Genomic DNA, 22,103 nt, shown 5'->3' on the forward strand with positions numbered 1-22,103 from the left:
CGGTCGGCGGGAAGTCGGTGGGGTGGACCGGAGCCGGTGGGCTCAGTCCCAGTCGAGACCGCCGCGCCGCCACACGTAGGCGTAGGCGACGAAGACGGTGAGGATGAACAGGACCATCTCGACGAGCGCGAACAGGCCCAGCTTGTTGAAGGCGACGGCGAACGGATAGAGGAAGATCGACTCGATGTCGAAGATGATGAAGAGCATCGCCGTCAGGTAGTACTTGATCGGCACGCGGCCGCCGCCGGCCGCCTGGGGCGTGGGCTGGATGCCGCACTCGTAGGCCTCGAGCTTGGCGCGGTTGTAGCGCTTCGGGCCGACGACGAGCGAGGTGCCCACCGAGCCCGCGGCGAAGACGAGCCCGAGGGCCGCCATGAACAAGATCGGGACGTAGGGCTCGTTCATCCTTCGTCACTTCCCTTCCGCTCCGGGCGCCTCCGCGGCGCTTTCATCCTATGGGCCACCACCGACGGCGTGCTGGGCGTCATGCGCTCGGCGCGATCCGTGTGACGGCGTTCATGAGCCGGTCGCCGGCGCCGCGACCCGCGGGGTCGGGCAGGTTGGCCATGATCTTGAGCAGGAACCGCATGAGCGTCGTGCGCGGCAGCCCGTAGCGGGTGGCGAGGCGCATGACGTCCGGGTTGCCGATGGCGTGGGCGAACCAGCGCCCGAGGGTGAAGTAGCCGCCGAGCTCGTGCTTCATGACGGCGGGGTAGCGCGCGAGCACCCGCTCGCGCCCGGCGTCGGTGGGGCGTGCCATCGCCTGGGCGACGAGCTCGGCCCCGAGGCGGGCGGCCTCGAGGGCGTAGTCGATGCCCTCGCCGTTGAACGGGTTGACCATGCCGCCGGCGTCGCCGACGAGCAGCAGACCGTCGGCGTAGAGTGGGGTGCGGTTGAAGCCCATCGGCAGCGCCGCGCCGCGGATCGGCCCGGCCGACTCGTCGTGCTCGAGCTGCCAGTCGGCGTCGATGTCGGCCACCCAGCGCCGCATGACGTCCTTGAAGTCCGTCTTCTGGAAGGCCGAGGTCGTGTCGAGCGTGCCGAGGCCGACGTTGGTGCGGCCGTCCTCGAGCGGGAAGAGCCAGCCGTACCCGGGCATGAGGATGCGGTTGCCGCGGTCGTCGCGGGTCCACAGCTCGAGGTGGCTCTCGAGGTAGTCGTCGCGGCGCGGCGTGCGGTAGTAGGCCCGCACCGCCACCCCCATGACGCGGTCGTCACGACGCGGGCGGCCGACGCTCGTGGCCAGGCGCGAGGAGACCCCGTCGCTCGCGATGACGACCGGCGCGCGGTAGGTGACGGTCTCGCCCGTGGCCCGCCCCGCGTCGTCGAGACGCTTGGCCGTGACGCCGGTGACCCGGCCCGAGCCGTCGCGCACCGGCGCGGTGACGCTCGTGCGTTCGTGCAGCAGGGCGCCCCGCGACTCGGCGTGGCGCGCGAGGGCCTCGTCGAGCTGGGCGCGGGTGCGCACCATGCCGTAGCCCGGGAAGGCCGGGCTCTCGGGCCAGTCGAGCTGCAGCGTGTGGCCGCCGCCCTTGATGCGCAGCCCCTTGGTGCGCTGCCACCCCGTCGTGTCGACGCCGAGGGAGATGAGCTCCTTGGTCGCGCGCGGGGTCAGGCCGTCGCCGCAGATCTTGTCGCGGGGGAACGCCGCCTTCTCGACCATGACCACGTCGAGCCCGTGGTCGGCGAGGTAGGCCGCCGTGGCCGCCCCACCCGGACCGGCCCCGACGACCACGACGTCGGCGCGGTGCGCATCCGTCCCGATGGTCTCGGCGCTCGACATGGTCGTGCTCCCTGCTGCTCTGCGATGGGACCCGTCGCGCGTGGCGGGACGGGAGGTGCCGGGTCCGTGCGCGCCTGCTTGTGAACCGCTTCACGAACTCTGTGACGAGTGTATTCCCGGGTTTTCCGGCTTGTCAGATAAGGCGGACCTAACCCGAGGGTGCCGAGCGGCCCGCACGGACCGCCGGGACCGTGCGGACCGGCATCCGGTGGCTCAGCGGCGCGTGGCCGTGTGCAGCGCGACGATGCCGCCCGTGAGGTTGGTCCAGCCCACCTGCGACCACCCGGCGCGCTGCAGGATGCCGGCCAGCTCGCCCTGCGGCGGCCACGCGCGGATCGACTCGGCGAGGTACACGTACGACTCGGGGTTGCTCGAGGTGCGTCGCGCCACGGGGGGCAGCGCGCGCATGAGGTAGTTCGTGTAGACGGTACGGAAGAGCTTGTTCACCGGCTGGCTGAACTCGCAGACGACGAGCCGGCCCCCGGGGCGGGTGACACGCACGAACTCGCGCAGCGCGGACTCGGGGTCGCTGACGTTGCGCAGCCCGAAGCTCATCGTCACGACGTCGAAGCTCTCGTCGGCGAAGGGCAGGGCCATCGCGTCGGCGGCGGCGAAGGCCATGTCGGGGCGGCGGCGACGCCCGACGCGCAGCATGCCCAGCGAGAAGTCGGCGGCCACGACGTCGATCTCGGCGTCGGCCCAGGGCTCGCTCGAGGTCCCGGTGCCGGCCGCGATGTCGAGCACCCGCTCCCCCGGGCGCGCCGCGACCGCCGTGACGACGGCGCGGCGCCAGAGCCGGTCCTGCCCGAGCGAGAGCACGTCGTTGGTGACGTCGTAGCGGTCGGCGACGGTGTCGAACATCGACGCGACGTCGACCGGCTTCTTGTCCAGCTGCGCTCGGGTCATGACGGCATCCTCGCACTGCGGCCGCATCCCGCAGCGCGAGGACGTCGGTGGGGTCGGGTGCCGTCAGGGGGTGGGGCGCTGCGGGATGCGCCGCTGCACGAGCGGCGGCGCGCTGTAGGCGAGGTCGGCCTGCAGGGCCCGGTAGGCGGGCTTGGGCTGGTACCCGGTGTCGTAGATCGCGGCGAGCGCCTCCCGGCCGGGGCCGCTGCCGAAGTCCCACGTGTTGGTCCAGCTGTGGTTGTCGTCGAAGCCCCACACCGTGTACGAGATGCAGTGCCGGCTGGTGAGGCAGCCGGTGAGCAGCGCGCTGTAGTCGAACGCCTGGGCCTGCAGCAGCGGGTTGAGGGCGTCGGACGTGGCCTCGGCGGGCAGCAGGTTGCGCACGTCGACCTCGGTGAGGGCGGTGGCGACCCCGAGGCCGGCGAACCGCTCGAGGGTGTCGGCGATCTGGAACGCGGAGTAGTTGCCGTACCGCGTCGACAGGTGCGCCTGGCTGCCGACGCCGTCGATCGGCACGCCGTTCTCGCGCAGCCGCTTGACCATGCGGTAGACGAAGGCCGTCTTGTCGAGCGGCCCGCCGTCACCGAAGGCGTCGATGTTGTAGTCGTTGTAGAACAGCAGCGCCTTCGGGTCGGCCTCCCGCGCCCACCGGAAGGCGTCGGCCACGTAGCCGGGCCCGAGCTGCTCGGCCCAGAAGCCCTTGTAGCCGATGCGGCCGTCGACGGCGTCGTAGGAGTCGGTCACCGCCTCGTTGACGACGTCCCACTGCCAGACGCGTCCCTTGAAGTGGCGCACGGTGTCCTGGACGTGCTTCTTGAGGATGCCGCGCAGCTCGGCCCGGTCGATGGCGCCGGAGGCGACGCCCTCGGTGAGCCACGCCGGCAGCTGGTTGTTCCAGACGAGGACGTGGCCGCGCACCTTCTGGTCGTTGCGCTCGGCGAAGGCCATGAAGCGCTCGGCGGCCGACCAGTCGTAGGTGCCGCGCACGGGCTCGGTCACCTCCCACTTCATCGCGTTCTCGGCCGTGACGCTGGTGAACTCCGTCGACGCGATCGACCGGTAGCGCGGGTCGGTCAGGGCCGCAGGGTCGACCGCCGTGCCGATGGCGAGGTCATGGCGGGCGGCGAGGTCGCCGAGCGTGCGGCCCTGCGGCGTGCGGTCCTCGTGCACCGGTGCGGCCGACGCGGGCCCGGCCGGGCCCGCGGTGACGGTCACGGTGGCGGTCACGGCGGTGAGGGCGAGGCCCGCGAGCGTCGCGGCCAGGGCGCGGCCACGGCGACGGGGGTGGGTCGTGGTCCTGGTGCTGGTGGTGGTGCGGGTCGTGCGGCTGGCTCCGGGTGTGGAGGTACGGCTCACGGGTGCTCCCTTGCACGGTGGCTGTCGTCGTCGACATCGTTGTCGATAACGTTTTCTAGAGTGACGGCGACGGTACGTGGTGACGCGCACCACGGCAAGAGGTCCGGGGCGGCCGGCCGGCCCGCGGCCTAAGGTGGAACCGATGTCCATGCAGCCCGCCTCCCGCGCGACACCGGTGAGCGTCGTCGTGCGCACGGCGGCCCTCGACGACGCCGGCTCGCTGCTCGAGCACCTGCCCGCCGACGTCCCCCACGACGAGCTCGTGTCGTGGGTGCGCCGCGGCGACGGCCTCGTCGGCTGGGGCGAGGCCCTCGTGCTCGAGACGTCCGGCCCGTCCCGCTTCGCGGAGGCCGAGGCCTGGTGGGACCGGGTGCGTGTGGGCGCCGCTGTGCGCAACGAGGTGGGCGTCCCCGGCAGCGGCCTCGTCTGCTTCGGCTCCTTCCCCTTCTCCGACGACTCGAACGAGCCCGCGCGGCTCGTCGTGCCCTCGACCGTCGTCGGTCGCCGCGAGGGTCGCTCGTGGGTGACGCGCACGACCCTCGAGCCGCAGCTCTCCCCCCTCGGCCTGCCCGAGCCGTCGCCGCCGCCCGACGCCCCGACCGACCTCGCCTTCGCCGACGGCGACGTCTCCCCGTCCGACTACGCGCACGCCGTCGCCGAGGCGGTCGCGCGCATCGCCGCGGGTGAGATCGACAAGGTCGTCCTGGCACGCGACCTCGTGGCCACGTCGTCGACGCCGATCGACCCCCGGTGGCTGCTGCGCCGGCTGGCGGAGAGCTACGAGAACACGTGGGTCTTCGCCGTGGCCGGGCTCGTCGGCGCGACCCCCGAGCTGCTCGTGCGTCGCGACAAGGGGCTCATCACGTCGCGGGTGCTCGCCGGCACGATCCGCCGCACCGGCGACGACGAGGCCGACCTCGCGCTGGCGGGCTCGCTCGCCCGGTCGTCGAAGGACCTCGAGGAGCACGAGTACGCGGTGCGGTCGGTGGCCGACGCGCTGGCCCCGCACAGCTCGTCGATGAACGTGCCGGAGTCGCCCTTCGTGCTCCACCTGCCTAACGTCATGCACCTCGCCACCGACGTCGCCGCGGTGAGCGCCGACGACGCCTCCTCCCTCGCCCTCGCCGCCTCGCTGCACCCGTCCGCCGCGGTCGGTGGCACGCCGACCGCGGCGGCGGTGCGGCTCATCGGCGAGCTCGAGCACATGGACCGCGGTCGCTACGCCGGCCCCGTCGGCTGGATGGACGGCAACGGCGACGGCGCCTGGGGCATCGCCCTGCGCAGCGGCGCCATCGACCGTGACGACCCCCGGCAGATCCGGCTCTACGCCGGCTGCGGCATCGTCGCCGGGTCCGACCCCGAGTCGGAGGTCGCCGAGTCGACCGCCAAGCTCATCCCGATGCGCGACGCCCTCGCGCCCGACCACCACGCGTGAGGTGGCCGTGAACGACGAGGCGGATGCCGGTGGGCCGCGTCCGGCGTTCGCGCTCGCCCTCGCGCTGGTGCAGCGGCTCTGGGCGGGCGGGGTCCGCGACGTCGTGCTCGCCCCGGGCTCGCGGTCGGCGCCGCTCGCGCTCGTGCTCGACGCCGCCGACCGCGCCGGTGACCTGCGCCTGCACGTGCGGGTCGACGAGCGGTCGGCCGGCTTCCTCGCCCTCGGTCTCAGCGTCGGCTCGCACGCACCGGTCGCCGTCGTCACGACGTCGGGCACCGCGGTCGGCAACCTCCTGCCCGCCGTCATGGAGGCCTCGCACAGCGGCCGGCGGGTCGTCGTCGTCAGCGCCGACCGGCCCGCGCGGCTGCGGGGAACCGGAGCGAACCAGACGACCCTGCAGGCCGGCCTATACGGCGTCTTCGCCCCGTGCCACGACCTCGAGCCGGGCACGGACGACGACGAGCTCGACGCCGCCGTCGACGCCGCCCTCGCCCGACGCGGGCCGTCGCAGCTCAACGTGCAGCTCGACGGGCCGCTCGTGCCGCAGGACGACGACCCCGCGACGTGGTGGGCGCGCCCGACCCGGCTGCCCGGCATCCGCTCGGCCGAGGCCGGCGTTGACGAGGACGGTGGGGGCTCATCGCAAGAGACCGTCACCCTCCCCCGCGGCCCGCGGACGGTCGTCGTGGCCGGCGACGACGCCGGCCCGGCGGCGCGGCTGCTCGCCGAGGCTGCGGGCTGGCCGTTGCTGGCCGAGCCGACGTCGGGGGCGCGCATCGGCGAGCACGCCGTGCGCACCTACCGGCTGCTGCTCGGCACCGCGCTGCGCGAGCGCGTCGAGCGGGTGGTGGTCGTCGGGCACCCGACGCTCTCCCGGCCGGTGACCTCGCTCATCAGCGACGGAAGCCTCGAGGTGCTCGCCGTGCGCGGGCCCGCCGGCACGGCCACCGACCCGGGGCGGGTGGCGAGGGTGCTCGACGCGGTGCCCACGGTCGCGCCGTCCTCGGGCGAGCACGACGCGTCAGACCGGGCGTGGCTGGAGGCGTGGCGCACCGCCGACCGCGCGCTGTCGCAGGCGGTCGACGACCACGTCGCGGGCGAGCCGGCCGGTGAGCTCTCACCGCTGTCGGTGGCGGCGGCGGTGGGCCGGGCGGTGACGGCGGGCGCGACCTTCGTCGTCGGCTCGTCGAACCCGGTGCGCGACCTCGACGTGATGGCTCAGCCGTGGCCGCCGCACGAACGACGGCTCGTCGTCGGCAACCGCGGGCTTGCCGGCATCGACGGCCTCGTCTCCACGGCGGTCGGGGTGGCACTCGGCCGCGAGCACGCCTCCAGGACGGTCGCGTTCGTCGGCGACCTCACCTTCCTGCACGACACCAACGGCCTGCTCGTCGGGCAGGGCCAGCGGCGCCCGCTGCTGACGATCGTCGTGCTCAGCGACGACGGCGGCGCGATCTTCAGCACCCTCGAGCAGGGCGACCAGCGGTTCGCGGACTCCTTCGAGCGGGTGTTCGCCACGCCCCACGGCACCGATCTCGGGGCGCTGTGCGCGGCCCACCACGTGTCGCACGAGCGGGTGCACGACCTCCCCCGGCTGGAGTCTGCGCTCGCCGAGCAGCCGAGCGGCATCCGGGTGCTCGAGGTGGTCGTGTCGCGGGCCGGGCGTCGCAGCGAGGCCCGCCGGCTGGTCGACCTCGCCCGCCGGCTCGACCTCGCCTGAGACGTCAGGGCGGTGGCCACTGCGACGGGGTGCCGCCCTCGGTGCGCAGGGCCTCGGTGACGAGGGCGGCGTTGTCGTGGGCCTCGCGACCGGTGGGCAGCAGAAGGGTGTCCTCGAGCCCGATGCGGACGTCGTGACCCGCGGCCTGCGCCCAGCGCAGCACGGGCCAGGCCCAGTGCCTCTCACCGTGGACGACGAGTGGGGCGGTGCGCATGCCGAGGGCGGCGAGGACGCGGTCGGCCGCCCACCGCCCGTCGGAGCCGGGACTGACGCCGGGCATGAGCTCGACGAGCACGCGCTCGACCTCGAACGGCCAGTTGGTGGCGACGAAACGGGAGGCGGCGTACGGGGTCCAGATGCCCGCCTCGACGCCGATCCCACTGTCGCGCAACGCTTCCGCGACCTCGGCCGCGCCCTCCTCGTGCCAGTTGACGCTGGCGCAATCGGGCCCGCCCTTGTCGGCCGTCGGCCACTCCGCGATGTGCGCCGCCTTGGCCCGGGCGTTCTCGACGATGCCGTCGCGCGTGGAGACGCTGATGCGCACGTCGGGCAGCCGTCGGCGGATGGCGAGGCACGCTGAGACGATGTGCCGGGTGTCGAGTGTCTCGGCGCCCCAGTCGTCGCGCGGGTGGACGTGCACCATGAAGGCGCCGGCCTCGACCGCCCCGGCCGCCGCGGCGGCGAGCTCGGCCGGGTTGACGGGCACGCGCGGGTGCTCGCCCTTGGTGCGGGAGCCGTTGAGGCAGGCCTTGATCATGGCCGGGACGCGAGCCGCGACAGGGCGAGCGGGAGGCAGCGGGCGAGGCGCTCGCGCCACCACTGGTCTCGGTCGGCGGGGGCAGCGGCCCGGCTGAGCAGGTCGGGGTCGGGCGTGACGCGTCCGGGGTGCAGCAGACCGCGGACGGGCACGACCGGCGGGTCGACGACGTCGTGCTCGAGCAGGCCGACGGTGCCGAGGCCGCAGGCGAACGTCAGGTCGGGCAGGGCGGCGGCGAGGGCGACCCCGGCGGAGATGCCCACACCGGTGTCGAGGGCGGAGGAGACGACGGCCGGCAGCCCGCACGCGTCGATGATCTCGAGTGCGGGACCGACGCCACCCAGCGGCGCCACCTTGACGACGACGACGTCGGCCGCCTCGAGCCGGGCCACCCGGAGGGGGTCGTCGGCCTTGCGGATCGACTCGTCGGCGGCGACGCGCACGTCGATGCCGTTGCGGGCCAGCGTCTTTCGCAGCTGGGCCAGCTCGTCGACGGTGCGGCACGGCTGCTCGGCGTACTCGAGGCCATACCGGGACAGCCGGGCGAGGGCGTCGACGGCGGTGTCGAGGTCCCAGTGACCGTTGGCGTCGACGCGGATGCCGGCCGACGAGCCCATCGCCTCGCGCACGGCGGCCACGCGGTCGACGTCGTCGTCGACGGACTGACCGGGCTCGGCCACCTTGACCTTGGCCGTGGTGCAGCCGTCGAACCGCGCGAGGACGGCCGGTACGGCATCCGGCGTGACGGCGGGGACGGTCGCGTTGACGGCCACCGCGTCACGTCGGGGCTCCGGCCACGACGACCACCCGGACTCCAGCGCCGCGGCCAGCCACCGGCTCGACTCCTCGTCGTCGTACTCGACGAACGGGGAGAACTCGCCCCACCCGTGAGGACCCTCGAGCAGCAGCGCCTCGCGGGTGGTGATGCCGCGGAAACGGGTGCGCATCGGGAGGCTGACGACGTGGGCGCCGGCCACGAGAGCCGAGGCGTCGGGGAGGCGGTCCGTGTCGACGGCGCCCATGCCGGCGAGCCGCTCAGCCCAGCCGGACGTCGCCGGGCGCGGCCAGCGCGCAGGCGATGCGCTCGGTGAAGACGGGGCGCATGTCGGGCAGGTCGTCGAGGTCGAACCACCCGGCGTCGGTGGCCTCGTCGTCGCCCGGGGTCGGGTCTCCCGACACCCACCGGCAGCGGAAGGTGTGGTCGAGGTACTGGGCGATATCGCCGTTCTGGTGAGTGACGACCGGTGTCGCCCGGACCCACACGAGCCGCTCGACCTCCGCGACGACGCTGGCCTCCTCGAGCACCTCGCGCACGGCGGCGACGTGGGGGTTCTCACCGGGGTCGACGATGCCGGTGACGGGCGTCCAGGCGCCGTCGTCGCTGCGGCGGATGAGCAGCACCTGCGTGCCCCGCTCGCCCTCGCGGAGCACGACCGCGGTGATGCCAGGCAGCCACAGGAGGTCGTGCCCGATGCGCTCACGCAGCTCGACGATGAACGGTGGGATGGGCACGTCTCGACCCTAACCCCGGTGCTCTACGGACGCGGCGATGAGCTGCTCGAGCCATCGTTCGAGGCCGCTCTCGGGTGCGGTCGTGGACCGGGTGGGGTCGACGGGCAGCGGCCACAGGAGGGTCGGGAACGGGTGTCCCGAGTCGCGGGGTCGCTTCGGGGGTGGCGGTGCGCCGGGCAGCAGGGGTGGTGCTTCGGAGTCGTAGGTGTGCCCGGTGCCGGTGGTGACCCGCACGGTGTGCCCGCCACGGCCACGACCTCGGCGGTTCGGGGGCAGTGTGGTGCTGGTGAGGTCGGGGTGTTCCTTGGTGAGGTTGCAGGCCACGCACAGTCCCTGGCCGTTGGCCGCGGTGGTGGGGCCGCCGTCGGCGTGGGGGGTGACGTGGTCGATGTGTCGGGCGGGGGCGTCGCACCACGGGGTGCGGCAGGTCGCGGCGTCTCTGGTCAGGACGAACCGGCGCAGTCCGTCGCTGAAGAGGCGTCGTCGGGAGTCCATGGCGACGAGCTCACCGGTGTCGGCCCGGACGAACAGGCGCCGGATCCAGACCCGACCGGCGCGGGACAGACCACCCCCACGATCCGAGACCTGCCCGCCGCCGGGGTCGTCCGGCTCTGTGGGTCGGAGGTAGTCCCGGGCCCAGCCGGCGGGGACGGTGCCGTAGCCGAGCAGCTGGGCGGGTGTGTCGGCGCCGTTGCCGGTGTTGAAGAGCGCGTCGAGGCCCATGACGAGCTGCACCTCGACGTCCACCCCGGCCCTGTCGGCCGGCTCCGGCGCCTCGGCGTCCGGGCCCTGGTCGGGGTCAGACTCACCCGCCGTGCCAGCCGTGCCAGCCGTGCCGGGCGTGCCAGAGCCGTCAGCCGCGGGAGCGGCGGCAGCCGCGCCAGCCGGCTCTGCGGCGGCGGCGCCGTCAGCGGCGGCCCCGTCGGTGGCGGGGCTGTCGTCGTCACTGGTGGTGCGGCCCAGAACCCGGTCGACGAGAGTGTCGGCCATGACCTGGCCCTTGCCCCGCTCGTCCCCCGCCGCCTTCGCGCTCGCGGCCGCCCCGGTCAGCGCCGCGTACGCCGCCACCGCCTCAGCGGCCGGCAGCAGCGCGGTCAGGTACGCCATGGTGTCCGGCGCCGACTTCATCGTGACCCGCCGCTCCGACTCGGCCTTCCGGGCCCGGCGCAGCACGCTCTCCGGGTCGAGGCGGTACGCGATTGCGCGGACGAGCCGGTTCAGCTCCCGGTCACCGAGCCCGCCGAGGCGGTCGCCGTACGTGTCGTGCAGCTCCTGGTCCAGCAGGCGCCGGTGCTCGGGCGAGAGGATCGCTGCCTCCTTCGTGATGGACAACGCCCGCCACTCGCTCAACACGCCGGCTTCGAGCAGGGCGAGCGTGTGCGGCATATCGTGCGTCAACGTGAGGGAGAAGCGGATGCCCTCGGCGCCCTTGAACGGCGACAGGCGCCGCGCCAACGCCACCTGCGCCGCGACGCCACCCTTCGCGATCGTGTTCCGCCGGGAGGACGAGGCGGGCCTGTCAGCATCCGCCGCACGGCCCGACCCCGCGGCGTCCGCGTCTGACGAGTCCGCCGCCGTTGCGGTCGCTCGCGGGTCGGGGTGCGCGCCGAACTCCAACGCCGCCGCCCACGAGGCCAGGTCCGCCTTCTCCCGCGCCGCCCGCCACCCGTCGAAGTCCCCCGCCCCGGAGGCCGCCTCCGCCTCCTCCCGCCACGCCAGCGACACCCGCTCCTGCGACGCCACGAACCCCGCCGTCACCCGCACCTGCGCCGCCCCCACCGCCGCCTTGACCCGCTCCAACGCCGACAGCACGTCGATGCGCTCCGCATCGCTTAGGCACGTCGAACCGATCGACGCGGCGGTCGCCTCGGCGCCACTCGCCGGCGATGCCGACGCTTGCTCGACGCGGGCGAGAACCGCGAGCAGGCCCTCGAGCCCCACCGCCGTCACCGCCTCATCACTATCGAACATGTGTTCTATTCTAGCCGACGGCAGCCCTCGGCGCCAGAGTCGTGCACAGGCCGATCCGCCCGTGTCGCAGGCAGATCCGGCCACGACCGACGAACCAGATCACGATGTCTCGACGACCTCAGACCGCGAGCGCTGGCTCGCGTACGCACCCCCGGACAGACGCCTGCGCCGCACCACCCCCTCCCCCTCGAGCACCAGCCGACCCACCGTCAGACGCGACCCGGCCAAGCACCACGAGCGGCCTCACTAGGCTTCCGGCGTGACCAGCGAGCGCGTGTCCGACCTGTTCGACCCCGACGAGTGGGAGCCCGTCGACGGCTTCGAGCTGACCGACGTCACCTACCACCGACGGCGCCCGGTCGCGGGCGGCCCCTCCACGGCATCCGGCGTCGTGCGGGTGGCGTTCGACCGTCCCGAGGTGCTCAACGCCTTCCGCCCGCACACCGTCGACGAGCTCTACCGCGTGCTCGACCACGCGCGCATGACGCCCGACGTCGGGGTCGTGCTGCTCACTGGCAACGGCCCCAGCGCCACGGACGGCAAGTGGTCGTTCTGCTCCGGCGGCGACCAGCGCATCCGCGGGCGTTCGGGCTACCAGTACGCCGAGGGCGAGACCGCCGACACCGTCGACTCGGCCCGCGTGCGCGCCCAGGGCGGCCGGCTGCACATCCTCGAGGTGCAGCGGCTCATCCGCACCATGCCGAAGATCTTGGTCGCCGTCGTGCCCGGCTGGGCCGCGGGTGGTGGCCACTCGTTGCACGTCGTCTGTGACCTCACGATCGCGAGCCGCGAGCACGCGCGCTTCAAGCAGACGGACGCCGACGTGGGCAGCTTCGACGCCGGCTACGGCAGCGCCTACCTCGCCAAGATGGTCGGGCAGAAGTTCGCCCGCGAGATCTTCTTCCTCGGCCGCACGTACTCCGCCGAGGACATGCACCGCATGGGCGCCGTCAACGTCGTCGCCGACCACGCCGACCTCGAGCGCGAGGCGCTGCAGGTCGCCACCGAGATCATGGGCAAGAGCCCGCAGGCGCAGCGCATGCTCAAGTTCGCCTTCAACCTCACCGACGACGGCCTCATGGGCCAGCAGGTCTTCGCGGGCGAGGCCACCCGCCTCGCCTACATGACCGACGAGGCGGTCGAGGGACGCGACCAGTTCCTCGAGAAGCGCGACCCCGACTGGTCGCCCTTCCCCTGGTACTTCTGAGACCCGCCCGGATGCCGGGCACCGCGGTCGCGCTGCCCGCGCCGCCGCGTCGTGGCGGGGTCGACGAGCCCGCCCTCAGAGCGAGTCGAGCAGCGAGGTCGTCGCGGCGACGACCTGGCGCTGGGCGTCGGCCCGGCTGACGGTCGGCGTGCCGTCGCCGGGCTGCTCGCCGTAGTCACCGAAGAAGGCGTGCACCCCACCCTCGACGGCCGTGTAGGTCGTCGAGGCGGGCAGGTCCGACCGGCTCGCCGCGATGTCGGCCGGGGTCGCGAGCCCGTCGCGGGTGCCCGACACAGACGCGACGCGAAGGCCGCTGTCAGCGAGCGACCCGAGGGGGTAGGACGCCCACAGCACGAGCCCCTTCGCCGTGCCGGTGTTCGCCCCGGCCCAGCTGCTCGCCGCGACGCCACCGAGGCTGTGGCCACCGACCGCCCAGGCGGTCACCTCGGGGTGCGCCGCCACGACGGCATCCGGCGCCCCGACGGCGAGGAAACCGATGTCGAACGGCTGCTTCACCACGACGACGAGCACCCCGTCGGCGGCCACGCGCTCGAGCAGCGGCACGTAGGCGCGCGGGTCGACGCGGGCGCCGGGCTGGAAGACGAGGCCGCGCGTCGCCTGCCCTGACGTCGGCTCCAGCGTGATCGTCGTCGCCGCGTCGGTGACCCGCACGCCGTCGCCTCCGCCCATCGCCGCGACGGCCGCGGGGTCCGCGCCGAAGGGCTTGAGGTAGGCGAACGAGCCGACGACGACGGGCACCGCGACGAGGGCCGCGGCGCGCCCGAGCAGGCGCAGCCACCGACCGTGCCGTGGGGCGCGGGGGCGCCGGGCGAGGCGCACGGCCCGCCCGAGCACCAGCAGGCCGACGACCGCGGCCACCGCGAGCGCCACGAGGTGGGCCGGGTGTCCGGCGAGCAGCACCGACCAGCTGAGCGCCGCGAAGAGCACGGCCGACACGACGAGCACCGCCCCCAGCACCGCGGACCACCCGACGGCGAAGCACGAGCCGGATGCCGGTGGGCCGGGCGGTGCTCCGGCCGCAGGTTCACCCATGGTCGCGAGCGTAGACCGCCGCACCGGTCGACGGAGTGGGCCGTCGACCGGTGCGTCCCGACCCCGGAGGGCCACCGTGAGAGGGCAAGATGACGGGGTGGGCCCGTACGACCGCTCCCCCACCCCGGAGGCCGCCGAGGCGCCCGGGGTGGCTGCGGCACCCGGTGCGCCCCACGCTCCCGACTCGGCCACGACGGCATCCGACGGCACGCGACCCCCGGGACGGCGGCGGCTGCGCAGCGCGGGCGGGCACCTGCACCGCGCCACCCGTGGCGGCGCCCGGCTGACCGCGCGCTCCGGCCGGTACGCGGCGGCGAAGTACCACGCCTACACGCACTCCGGCGGGGCCGGTGAGAGCGGGCTGGCCCGCCTCACCGAGCTGCAGGCCAGCCACTCGGCCGGCGACGCGGCGATGATGCTCGCCCTCGCCGGCACCCTCTTCTTCGACCCCCAGACCGCGCAGGCCCGCGGGCAGGTCGCGATCTTCCTGCTGCTGACGATGGTGCCGTTCACGCTCGTGGCGCCGCTCGTCGGGCCGCTGCTCGACCGCTTCGGCCACGGCCGCCGCTGGGCGATCGGCTCGACCCTGGCCGTGCGCGCGTTCCTCTGCTGGGTGCTGGGCGAGGCCATCAACAACGACAGCGCGTGGCTCTACCCGGCCGCCCTCGGCTGCCTCGTGGCGAGCAAGGCCTACACGATCACGCGGTCCGCCGCCGTGCCCCGGCTGCTGCCCGCCGGCACCACCCTCGTGCGGGCCAACTCCAAGGCGTCGATGGCCGGGGTCATCGGGGCGGTGGTGGGCGGCGCGATGGGCGGCGCAGCCCTGCTCGCCGGGCCCTCGTGGGCGCTGCGCGTGGCCTTCGTCGTCTTCGTCGTCGGCACCATCCAGGCCATCCGGCTGCCGGCCCGGGTCGACTCGGCCGCCGGCGAGCTCGACCCGGAGCAGACCGTCGCCATCCCCGTGCAGCCGACGGCCTTGCCCACCGACCCGCCCACCGACCCGCCTACCGACACACCCAGCGACACACCCACCACCGAGCCGGCCAGCACCGACGCGTCCGGCCTCGTCGGCCGACTGCGCCGCCGGGTGCGAGCCATCCCGTGGCCGGTCATGCACGCCCTCTGGTCGACCGGGGCCACCCGGCTGCTCACCGGCTTCGTCCTGCTCTTCATGGCCTTCCTCGCCAAGGAGCGCCCCATCGGCGACCTGCACGCCGGCGTCGTGCTCGCCGTCCTCGCCGTCGCCATCGGCGTCGGCAACGCGTCGGGCAGCGTGCTCGGCAACACCCTGAAGGACTTCCACCCCCACCTCGTCGCGCTCACCGCCGCCCTGGCGACCGTGGCCGCGAGCGTCGCCGCGGCGGTCTCCTACGGGCTGGTCACCGTCATCGTCGTCGGTCTCGTCCAGGGCGTGTCGGCCCAGCTGTCCAAGCTGTGCTTCGACTCCCTCGTCCAGCGCGAGGTGCCTGAGCGGGTGCGCACGTCGGTCTTCGCCTGGAGCGAGACCGTGCTGCAGGTGCTGTGGGTGGTCGGGGGGACGCTCGGCATCGTCCTGCCCCTCGACCCGCGCATCGGCTTCGGGGCGTGCGCCGTCGGGCTGCTCGGCTGCGTCGTCATGGCCCTGCGCCAGCGCCGCCTGGCCGGCCCGCGCACCGCTCCGCACCGCGCGACGGGCAGGATGGGGCGATGACCAGCGCCGTCCCGGAGCCCCTCGCCGTCCCGGCCGGCCCGGACGTGCTCGGGCTGCTGCCCCGCCTCGAGTCGGCCCTCTCGGGCGGGCGGCCGGTCATGCCGCACGCGCACGACGAGCCCGCTCCGGCCCTGCCCGACCCCGTGCTCCCGGGCGACCTGCCCGACGGTCTCGCCCTCGCCATCGGCACCTCCGGCTCGACGGGGCGTCCGAAGCGGGCGCTGCTCACCGCCGAGGCCCTGCGTCGCTCGGCGGACGCCACCCACGAGTCGCTCGGCGGCAGCGGCGCGTGGCTGCTCGCCATGCCCGCCCACCACATCGCGGGGCTGCAGGTGCTGCTGCGCTCGGTCGCGGCGGGCACCGTCCCGGCCGTGCTCGACCTGCGCCCGGGCTTCACGCCGGAGGCGTTCGTGGCCGCCGCCCGCGAGGTGCGCCCCTCCGCCGGCGCCGGTCGTCGCTACACCGCGCTCGTGCCGACCCAGCTCGGCCGCATCCTCGAGCACCCGGCCGCGACCGAGGCCCTGGCCGGCTTCGACGCCGTCCTCGTCGGTGGGGCCGCGACCGCCTCGTCCACCCTCGCGCGGGCCCGGCGGGCCGGCATCCCCCTGCGCCTCACGTACGGGATGAGCGAGACCGCGGGCGGGTGCGTCTACGACGGCTCGCCGCTGCCGGGCAGCCGCGTGCACATCGACAACGACCACCACGTCGTGCTCGGGGGTGACACGGTGGCGCACGGCTACCTCGGCGACCCCGAGCGCACCGCCGACAGCTTCTCGGTCGACCCCGACGGGGTGCGCTGGTTCCGCACCGACGACCTCGGCCACTTCGACGACGACGAGCGGCTCGTCATCGACGGCCGCGCCGACGACGTCATCAACAGCGGCGCCCTGAAGGTCACCCCGGGCGTCGTCGAGGACGCGATGCTGCGCCACCTCCCCGAGGTGCACGACGTCGTCGTCGTCGGCGTGCCCGACCCCGAGTGGGGCGAGATCGTCTGTGCCGCGGTCACGCTCGCCGACCCGGCCGCGACGGTCGACGAGGCCGGCCTGCGCGAGCGGCTGCGGGGCATCCTGCCGGATGCCGCCCTGCCGCGGCGGGTGCTCGTCGTGACCTCGATCCCGCAGCGCGGCCCGGGCAAGCCGGACCGGGCGGCGATCCGGCGGGCCGTGCTCGCCGACGGTTGACTCGGTGGCAAGATGAGACCACCCCTCGCCCCACCCGCCTGACCTGGACCGGGAGTCACCCTCGTGCTGCGTGTCGTGTTCATCGCCCTCGTGGTGTTCGCGACGATCTACGCCCTCGTCGACTGCCTGCAGACCGACCGCCGTCGCGTCGCCGTCATGCCGAAGGGCGTCTGGCTCATCGTGGCCCTCGTGCCGGTGCTCGGCCCGGCCGCATGGTTCTTCATCGGGCGATCGGGCACCCTGGGTGGCTGGGGCGGCCGGTCCGGCCCGTCGAACGGCCGGCCGTCGCCACCCGGGCCGCGCGGCCCCGACGACGACCCTGACTTCCTGCGCAAGCTCTGACCCCCTCCCACCTGCCTGACCCACGAGGACGAATGGCCACCCTGAACGAGTGGATCGAGGGCGCCCGCCCCCGGACCCTGCCCGCCGCCGTCTCCCCCGTCCTCATCGGCACCGGGGCCGCGTACCAGGCCGGTGACCTCGTCGTCGCCTACGCGGTGCTCGCCCTGGCCGTCTCCCTGCTGTTGCAGGTCGGGGTCAACTACGCCAACGACTACTCCGACGGCATCCGCGGCACCGACGAGGTGCGGGTCGGGCCGGTCCGCCTCGTCGGCCAGCGGCTGGCCGCGCCGCGCAGCGTCAAGATCGCGGCCTTCACCTGCTTCTTCTTCGCGGGGCTGCTGGGGCTCGCCCTCGTCGCCCTCGCCGGGGTGTGGCTCATGATCCCCATCGGGGCGGTGTGCATCGCGGCCGCGTGGTTCTACACCGGCGGCAGCCGGCCCTACGGCTACCTCGGCCTCGGCGAGGTCTTCGTCTTCGTCTTCTTCGGGCTTGTCGCGACCCTCGGGACGATGGCGACCATGACCCCGCTCACCGCCCTCGGCTGGTACGGCGCAGTCGGCGTCGGCGCCCTGTCGTCGGCCATCCTCGTCGCGAACAACCTGCGCGACATCCCCACCGACCGCGAGCACGGCAAGCGCACCCTCGCGGTCCGCCTCGGCGAGCGGGGCACCCGCGCCCTCTACGTCGGCCTGCTCGCCCTCGCCGCCGCCATGGTCGTGCTGTCGGCCCTCGTCACGCCGTGGGCCCTGCTGGCCCTGCTCGCACTGCCGCTCGCGCTGCGCCCGCTGCAGGCCGTCACGGGCGGTGCGACCGGCCGCGACCTCGTCCCGGCCCTGGCCGGCACCGGCGTCTTCCAGCTCGCCTGGTCGGTGCTGCTCGCGCTCGGCCTCTCGCTCGGCCGGTCCTGACTCCCCACCCCGGTCACACGCGGTCAGGTCAGGTCAGGTCGGGCGGGCCACGCGCTCGGCGCACGCCGTCGCGTCGTCACCGACCCCGAAGAGCAGGGACGACCGGCGCCGTCGCAGGAAGTGGACGCCGACGAAGTGCAGCCCCGGTGCGACGACGCTCTCACCGTCGACGTGCACCGGGAAGCCGTGCTCGTCGACGACGCCCGGGACCTGCACCCACTTCGCGTAGCGCGACCGGAAGCCGCACGCGACGACGACCGCGCCGAAACCGGTGAGGTCGAGGGAGTCCGGAGCGGCGGCCACGAGGACCGCCGTGTCCGAGGGCGGCTCGATGTCGGGGGCCGGAGCGCCCTCGACCGCGCAGACCCGGCGGACGAGGGAGGCGACGACGGCGTGCCCCTCGTCGGCCGTGGCCAGCGTCTCGCCGAGGTCCGTGGCGACGCGAGCGGTCAGCCCGTCGACGGCGAGCAGGTGACCCGCCAGCTCGACCCCGAGGGCGTGCAGCGTGCGGTAGTGCAGGTCGTGCCCGCCGCGTGACCCGGTCGCCTGCACGTTGGCCCGGTGCCGCGCCGCCGGCGGCACGTCGCCCGGCGTCTGCTCGTAGAAGCCCGCGGCGATGAGCCACTCGAAGAGGTCGCGCCCGCCGACGCGACGTGGGAACCACGGGGCCCGTCCGCAGGCCATGACGACCCGGCGGCCGGCGAGCACCAGCTCCTCGGCGATCTGGCAGGCGCTCTGCCCGCTGCCGACGACGAGCACGGCCCCCTCGGGCAGGGCCGCCGGGTTGCGGTAGCCGGCGACGTCGACCACCGCGACCGAAGGGGCGAGCCCGGCCAGGGCCGGCAGGCGCAGCGGCCGCTGGAAGGCCCCGGTCGCGACGACGACCTGGCGCGCCCGGACCGCACCGTCGTCGGTGTCGAGCCGGTAGCCACCCCGGGCTGGCGTCAGCCGCCGGACGGGTGTCCCGGTGCGCAGCTCGGCCGGGAGCCGGGCGGCGTAGTCGCGCAGGTGCTCGGTGACCGCCGTGCCGGACATGAAGCCGCCCGGGTCGTCGCCCGCGTAGGTGGCGCCGGGCAGGCGCACCGTGTGGTTGGGGCCGACGAGCGTGAAGCTGTCCCGCCGCTCGCTCCACGACCCACCCGGCTGCGCCGCCTCGAGCACGACGTGCTCGACCCCTCGGGCGCTCAGCTCGTGGCTCGTGGCCAGACCGGCCTGGCCGGCGCCCACGACGACGACATCGAGCTCGTCGACGCCCACCGCGGTGACCCGCCCGGCCCCGTCAGCGCTCTCGGCGGTCGGACTCGATCTCGGCGTCCTCGGCCAGCTCGTCCTCGCCCCGCATCAGCTGCTGCTTCTGCTGCAGCCGGCTCTCGTGCCGCTGCACGAGCTTGGCCGTCATCTCGTCGCGCATGTCGCGCAGCAGCACGTACGACGCCGCGGCCGAGGCGATCGCCGCCGCGCCGACGAGGATGACGGGGTTGTTGCGCAGGCCGATGAGCCAGAAGAGCATGGTGAAGCCGAAGAAGATGAGCAGGCGCATCAGGGAGTAGCGGACCACCGCGGCGTCACATCCCCGAGTAGTTGTGCATGCCCACGAACGTCGAGACGAGGTTGACGAGCGTGAAGTTGATGATGACGCACACGAAGCCGGCGAGGGCGATGTAGGTCGACTTGCGCAGGTCGACACCCGCCGTGGCCCGGCTGTGCATGTACGCGGCGTAGACGGTCCAGATGACGAAGGTCCAGACCTCCTTGGGGTCCCACTGCCAGTAGGCGCCCCACGCCTGCTTCGCCCAGATGGCGCCGGCGATGAGCGTGAAGGTCCAGAGGATGAAGCCGACCATGTTGAGGCTGTAGGCCGTCCGCTCGAGGGCAGCCGACGACGGCAGCGACTCGATGAAGTTCGGGCGGGCCGGCGGCTTCTGCTCGCGGCGACGGCGCACGAGGTAGAGCATCCCGACGGCGAAGGCGATGGTGAAGAAGGCGACGGCGAGGAAGGCGACCGACACGTGGATGCCGAGCCAGTACGACTTGAGCGCCGGCATGAGCTCGCCGGCCTCCGTGTAGAGCACGGCCAGCGACAGGCCCAGCACGAGCAGCACGGGCGTGACGATGAAGACGCCGAGCCACTCCCAGCGGTTGCGCTTCGCGAGCAGGCAGTACGCGGCGCCCACGGCGGCGGCCGCGGCCGTCGCGAACTCGAACATGTTGCCCCACGGCGGACGCGAGACGGCGACCCCGCGCATGACGACCGACGCGACGAGCAGCGCCGTGGCGAGGTACGTGAGCATCAGGGCGATGCTGCCGCGCTGCCGGCTGCGCAGGCTCTCCGCGGGCGCCGGCCCACCGGCATCCGTCGACGCGGGGTGCGACGTCGTGCCCGCGCGCCCGACCCCGTCGGACGACCCGTCTCCGGCCCCGACGAGCACGCGCTCGCGCACGTCGGCCGACTGGCGGACCGTCTCAGCGGAGGCCCCGGCCCGGGCCGTCGTCACCTGCGGCACCCGCGCGGCCAGGTGCCAGGTGAACCCCAGCATGGCGAGGGTGTAGACGATCATCGACGAGTAGAGCGCGGCGTTGGCGGCGGCAGCGAGGTTCACGATGGGTCTTTCCGATCTGCAAGGGAGTCGCGCAGCGCCGCGACGATCGCGGCGAGCCCGGCGTCGGAGTCCTTCGACAGGCCTCCGATGCTCACCACGGTAGCCGCTCGGGCGGGCAAGCCGTCGGGCCGGTGAGCGTCGTCACGCCCGCCGGGTCCGTCGGGTCCGCCGCTGCCGCCGGCCGCGGCCGTGGTGTCGAGGGGCCGCACGCGCACGAAGACCCGGCGGCGCTTGACGGTGAGCCCGAGGATGAGCCCGCCCGTCGCGAGGATGGCGCTGACGAGGCTGATCGGCGCACCGGGGTCGGTGCGCACGGACAGCCCCGCGAAGCGCTTGACGCTGTCGAAGGTGATGGAGCCGCGGCCCCCCGGCAGCTCGTAGCTCTGGCCGGGGCGCAGGCGCACGAGGACGGGGCTGCCGTCCTCCTTCGTCACCTGCGTCATCTCCTTCGTGTCGAGCGTGTACACGCTCTGGGGCGCGCCGCCGGGGAAGAGGGTGCCCTCCCAGACCGACAGCGCGAGCTCGGGGTTGCCGAGTCCGGGGAAGATCGAGGCCGGGCCGTTGGCGAAGGTCGGCTCCGCCGTCGGCAGGAAGAACCCGGTGATGCCGAGCTGCTTGGGCGCCTTGAGCGCGCTCACCTTGACGACGCCCACCGACCGGTAGTTGGCGTCCTGCGCGAGGAAGGGCGTCGCCTCGCGGTAGAGCACCTTGCCCGCGGCGTCCTTGACGGTGATGACCGGCGTGTAGCCGTTGCCGAGGAGGAAGACGTCGGCGCCGTCGACCGAGATCGGGTGGTTGACCGAGATGCTCCCCGCGGATGCCGGTGCGCCCGGTGAGGGGGCCAGCGACGTGTACGCCGTGAACTCCCGGGGCTGGCCGAAGCCGCGGCCCGGGGTGGCGTTGAACTCGACGTCGAGGCGGTCCAGACCGAGCACGAACGGGGGCAGGGTCTCCTGGTCGACCCAGGGGCCGGGCGAGAACGTGTTGTACGTGCCGGCCGACGAGGCGAACTTCTCGCCCTCCGGGAGGATGACGTCGCCCCGCCACCCGAGCAGGTGGCCGACGGCCATGCCGATGATGATGCCGGTGAGGGCGAGGTGGAAGACGAGGTTGCCCGTCTCGCGCAGGTAGCCGGACTCGCCGCTGAGCGTCGTCGCGTCGTGCGAGTGCAGCCGGAACCGCTTGCGCTTCAGCGTCGCCCGGGCGAGGGCCAGCGCCTCGTCGGGCGAGAGGTCGGTGACGACCTCGGCGTGCTCGTCGAGGCGCTGCAGGCGCGCGGGCGCCTTCGGCGGTCGGGAGCGCAGGGCCTGCAGGTGCACCTTCGTGCGCGGCACGATGCAGCCGATGAGCGAGACGAAGAGCAGCAGGTAGATGGCCGAGAACCACGGCGAGCTGTAGACGTCGAAGAACCCGAAGCGGTCGAGCCACGGCGAGGTCGTCGGGTTCTGGGCGATGTAGTCGGCCACCCGGCCCGCGTCGATGTTGCGCTGGGGGAAGATCGAGCCCGGCACCGCCGCGACGGAGAGCAGCAGCAGCAGGAACAGCGCGGTGCGCATGCTCGTCAGCTGGCGCCACACGAAGCGGGCGAGGCCGAGCGGGCCCAGCTCGGGCAGGGCGGGCTCGGGGCGACGACCGGGGTTGTCGGGCGAGCGGCGGCGGGTCGGGGTCTCGGTGGTCAT

Annotated in this window: 20 protein-coding genes; 7 read left to right on the forward strand and 13 right to left on the reverse strand. The window is 74.1% G+C overall.

Going from position 1 to position 22,103, the window contains the following annotated elements; translation table 11 throughout:
- Positions 1–42: 42 nt before the first annotated feature.
- The 4 genes from DFJ68_RS11690 to DFJ68_RS11705 all read right to left on the reverse strand — a co-directional run bounded on the left by DFJ68_RS11690 (position 43) and on the right by DFJ68_RS11705 (position 4,045).
- On the reverse strand, positions 43–405 hold the full coding sequence (locus tag DFJ68_RS11690; protein WP_121033399.1) for an NADH-quinone oxidoreductase subunit A: 363 nt from the start codon (positions 403–405) through the stop codon (positions 43–45).
- A 79-nt stretch (positions 406–484) separates the two neighbouring features.
- Entirely contained in the window at positions 485–1,783 is a 1,299-nt protein-coding gene (locus DFJ68_RS11695) for a geranylgeranyl reductase family protein (protein ID WP_121033401.1), read from the reverse strand.
- Between the two features lie 213 nt (positions 1,784–1,996).
- Entirely contained in the window at positions 1,997–2,689 is a 693-nt protein-coding gene (locus tag DFJ68_RS11700; RefSeq protein ID WP_121035318.1) for a demethylmenaquinone methyltransferase, read from the reverse strand.
- A gap of 63 nt (positions 2,690–2,752) precedes the next feature.
- On the reverse strand, positions 2,753–4,045 hold the full coding sequence (locus tag DFJ68_RS11705; protein ID WP_211333351.1) for an endo-1,4-beta-xylanase: 1,293 nt from the start codon (positions 4,043–4,045) through the stop codon (positions 2,753–2,755).
- A 142-nt stretch (positions 4,046–4,187) separates the two neighbouring features.
- On the opposite strand from DFJ68_RS11705, the gene DFJ68_RS11710 reads away from it, so the two are divergent.
- Together DFJ68_RS11710 and menD are read left to right on the forward strand one after the other, a co-directional pair.
- A complete protein-coding gene (locus DFJ68_RS11710) occupies positions 4,188–5,480 on the forward strand; it encodes an isochorismate synthase (RefSeq protein ID WP_121033405.1) in 1,293 nt (430 codons plus the stop codon).
- 1 nt (position 5,481) lies between these two features.
- Entirely contained in the window at positions 5,482–7,200 is a 1,719-nt protein-coding gene (gene menD, locus DFJ68_RS11715) for a 2-succinyl-5-enolpyruvyl-6-hydroxy-3-cyclohexene-1-carboxylic-acid synthase (protein WP_245963607.1), read from the forward strand.
- Positions 7,201–7,204: 4 nt separating this feature from the next.
- On the opposite strand, the gene DFJ68_RS11720 is transcribed toward menD, so the two are convergent.
- From DFJ68_RS11720 to DFJ68_RS11735, 4 genes are read right to left on the reverse strand one after another with little or no spacing between them, the layout of a single operon-like run.
- A complete protein-coding gene (locus tag DFJ68_RS11720) occupies positions 7,205–7,957 on the reverse strand; it encodes a 3-keto-5-aminohexanoate cleavage protein (RefSeq protein WP_121033407.1) in 753 nt (250 codons plus the stop codon).
- Positions 7,954–8,979, reverse strand: coding sequence for an o-succinylbenzoate synthase (locus DFJ68_RS11725; protein ID WP_121033409.1), 1,026 nt, complete (start codon positions 8,977–8,979; stop codon positions 7,954–7,956). The genes DFJ68_RS11720 and DFJ68_RS11725 overlap by 4 nt, the downstream gene beginning before the upstream one ends.
- 13 nt (positions 8,980–8,992) lie before the next feature.
- A complete protein-coding gene (locus tag DFJ68_RS11730) occupies positions 8,993–9,469 on the reverse strand; it encodes an NUDIX hydrolase (RefSeq protein ID WP_121033412.1) in 477 nt (158 codons plus the stop codon).
- A gap of 9 nt (positions 9,470–9,478) precedes the next feature.
- Entirely contained in the window at positions 9,479–11,440 is a 1,962-nt protein-coding gene (locus DFJ68_RS11735) for an HNH endonuclease (RefSeq protein WP_121033414.1), read from the reverse strand.
- Between the two features lie 259 nt (positions 11,441–11,699).
- Here DFJ68_RS11735 and DFJ68_RS11740 point away from each other — a divergent pair, with 259 nt between their 5' ends.
- The gene (locus DFJ68_RS11740; protein ID WP_121033416.1) at positions 11,700–12,647 is read left to right on the forward strand and encodes a 1,4-dihydroxy-2-naphthoyl-CoA synthase; all 948 of its coding nucleotides are present in this window, start codon (positions 11,700–11,702) and stop codon (positions 12,645–12,647) included.
- Positions 12,648–12,722: 75 nt separating this feature from the next.
- Here the strand turns inward: DFJ68_RS11740 and DFJ68_RS11745 are convergent, their stop codons facing one another.
- Complete coding sequence (locus tag DFJ68_RS11745; protein WP_147431575.1) at positions 12,723–13,700, reverse strand: alpha/beta hydrolase; 978 nt, start codon at positions 13,698–13,700, stop codon at positions 12,723–12,725.
- 97 nt (positions 13,701–13,797) lie between these two features.
- Here DFJ68_RS11745 and DFJ68_RS11750 point away from each other — a divergent pair, with 97 nt between their 5' ends.
- From DFJ68_RS11750 to DFJ68_RS11765, 4 genes are all read left to right on the forward strand, one after another.
- On the forward strand, positions 13,798–15,390 hold the full coding sequence (locus tag DFJ68_RS11750; protein ID WP_245963608.1) for an MFS transporter: 1,593 nt from the start codon (positions 13,798–13,800) through the stop codon (positions 15,388–15,390).
- Positions 15,387–16,574: an o-succinylbenzoate--CoA ligase gene (menE, locus tag DFJ68_RS11755; protein ID WP_121033422.1), complete on the forward strand. Its 1,188-nt coding sequence runs from the start codon at positions 15,387–15,389 to the stop codon at positions 16,572–16,574. Before DFJ68_RS11750 ends, menE begins: the two co-directional genes overlap by 4 nt.
- Positions 16,575–16,637: 63 nt before the next feature.
- The gene (locus DFJ68_RS11760; protein WP_121033424.1) at positions 16,638–16,916 is read left to right on the forward strand and encodes a PLD nuclease N-terminal domain-containing protein; all 279 of its coding nucleotides are present in this window, start codon (positions 16,638–16,640) and stop codon (positions 16,914–16,916) included.
- 32 nt (positions 16,917–16,948) lie between these two features.
- On the forward strand, positions 16,949–17,824 hold the full coding sequence (locus DFJ68_RS11765; RefSeq protein ID WP_121033426.1) for a 1,4-dihydroxy-2-naphthoate polyprenyltransferase: 876 nt from the start codon (positions 16,949–16,951) through the stop codon (positions 17,822–17,824).
- Positions 17,825–17,857: 33 nt separating this feature from the next.
- On the opposite strand, the gene DFJ68_RS11770 is transcribed toward DFJ68_RS11765, so the two are convergent.
- From DFJ68_RS11770 to resB, 4 genes are read right to left on the reverse strand one after another with little or no spacing between them, the layout of a single operon-like run.
- Positions 17,858–19,081 carry a flavin-containing monooxygenase gene (locus DFJ68_RS11770; protein ID WP_121033428.1) on the reverse strand — a complete coding sequence of 408 codons (1,224 nt, stop codon included), beginning with the start codon at positions 19,079–19,081 and terminating at the stop codon, positions 17,858–17,860.
- Between the two features lie 22 nt (positions 19,082–19,103).
- Positions 19,104–19,382 (reverse strand): DUF4229 domain-containing protein, encoded by a 279-nt coding sequence (locus DFJ68_RS11775; RefSeq protein WP_121033430.1) that lies wholly within the window; start codon positions 19,380–19,382, stop codon positions 19,104–19,106.
- 7 nt (positions 19,383–19,389) lie between these two features.
- Entirely contained in the window at positions 19,390–20,424 is a 1,035-nt protein-coding gene (ccsB, locus tag DFJ68_RS11780; RefSeq protein WP_121033431.1) for a c-type cytochrome biogenesis protein CcsB, read from the reverse strand.
- Positions 20,421–22,103, reverse strand: a complete 1,683-nt coding sequence (gene resB, locus DFJ68_RS11785) for a cytochrome c biogenesis protein ResB (protein ID WP_121033433.1) — start codon at positions 22,101–22,103, stop codon at positions 20,421–20,423. Before resB ends, ccsB begins: the two co-directional genes overlap by 4 nt.

The organism is Terracoccus luteus, from assembly GCF_003635045.1.
Classification (GTDB): domain Bacteria; phylum Actinomycetota; class Actinomycetes; order Actinomycetales; family Dermatophilaceae; genus Terracoccus; species Terracoccus luteus.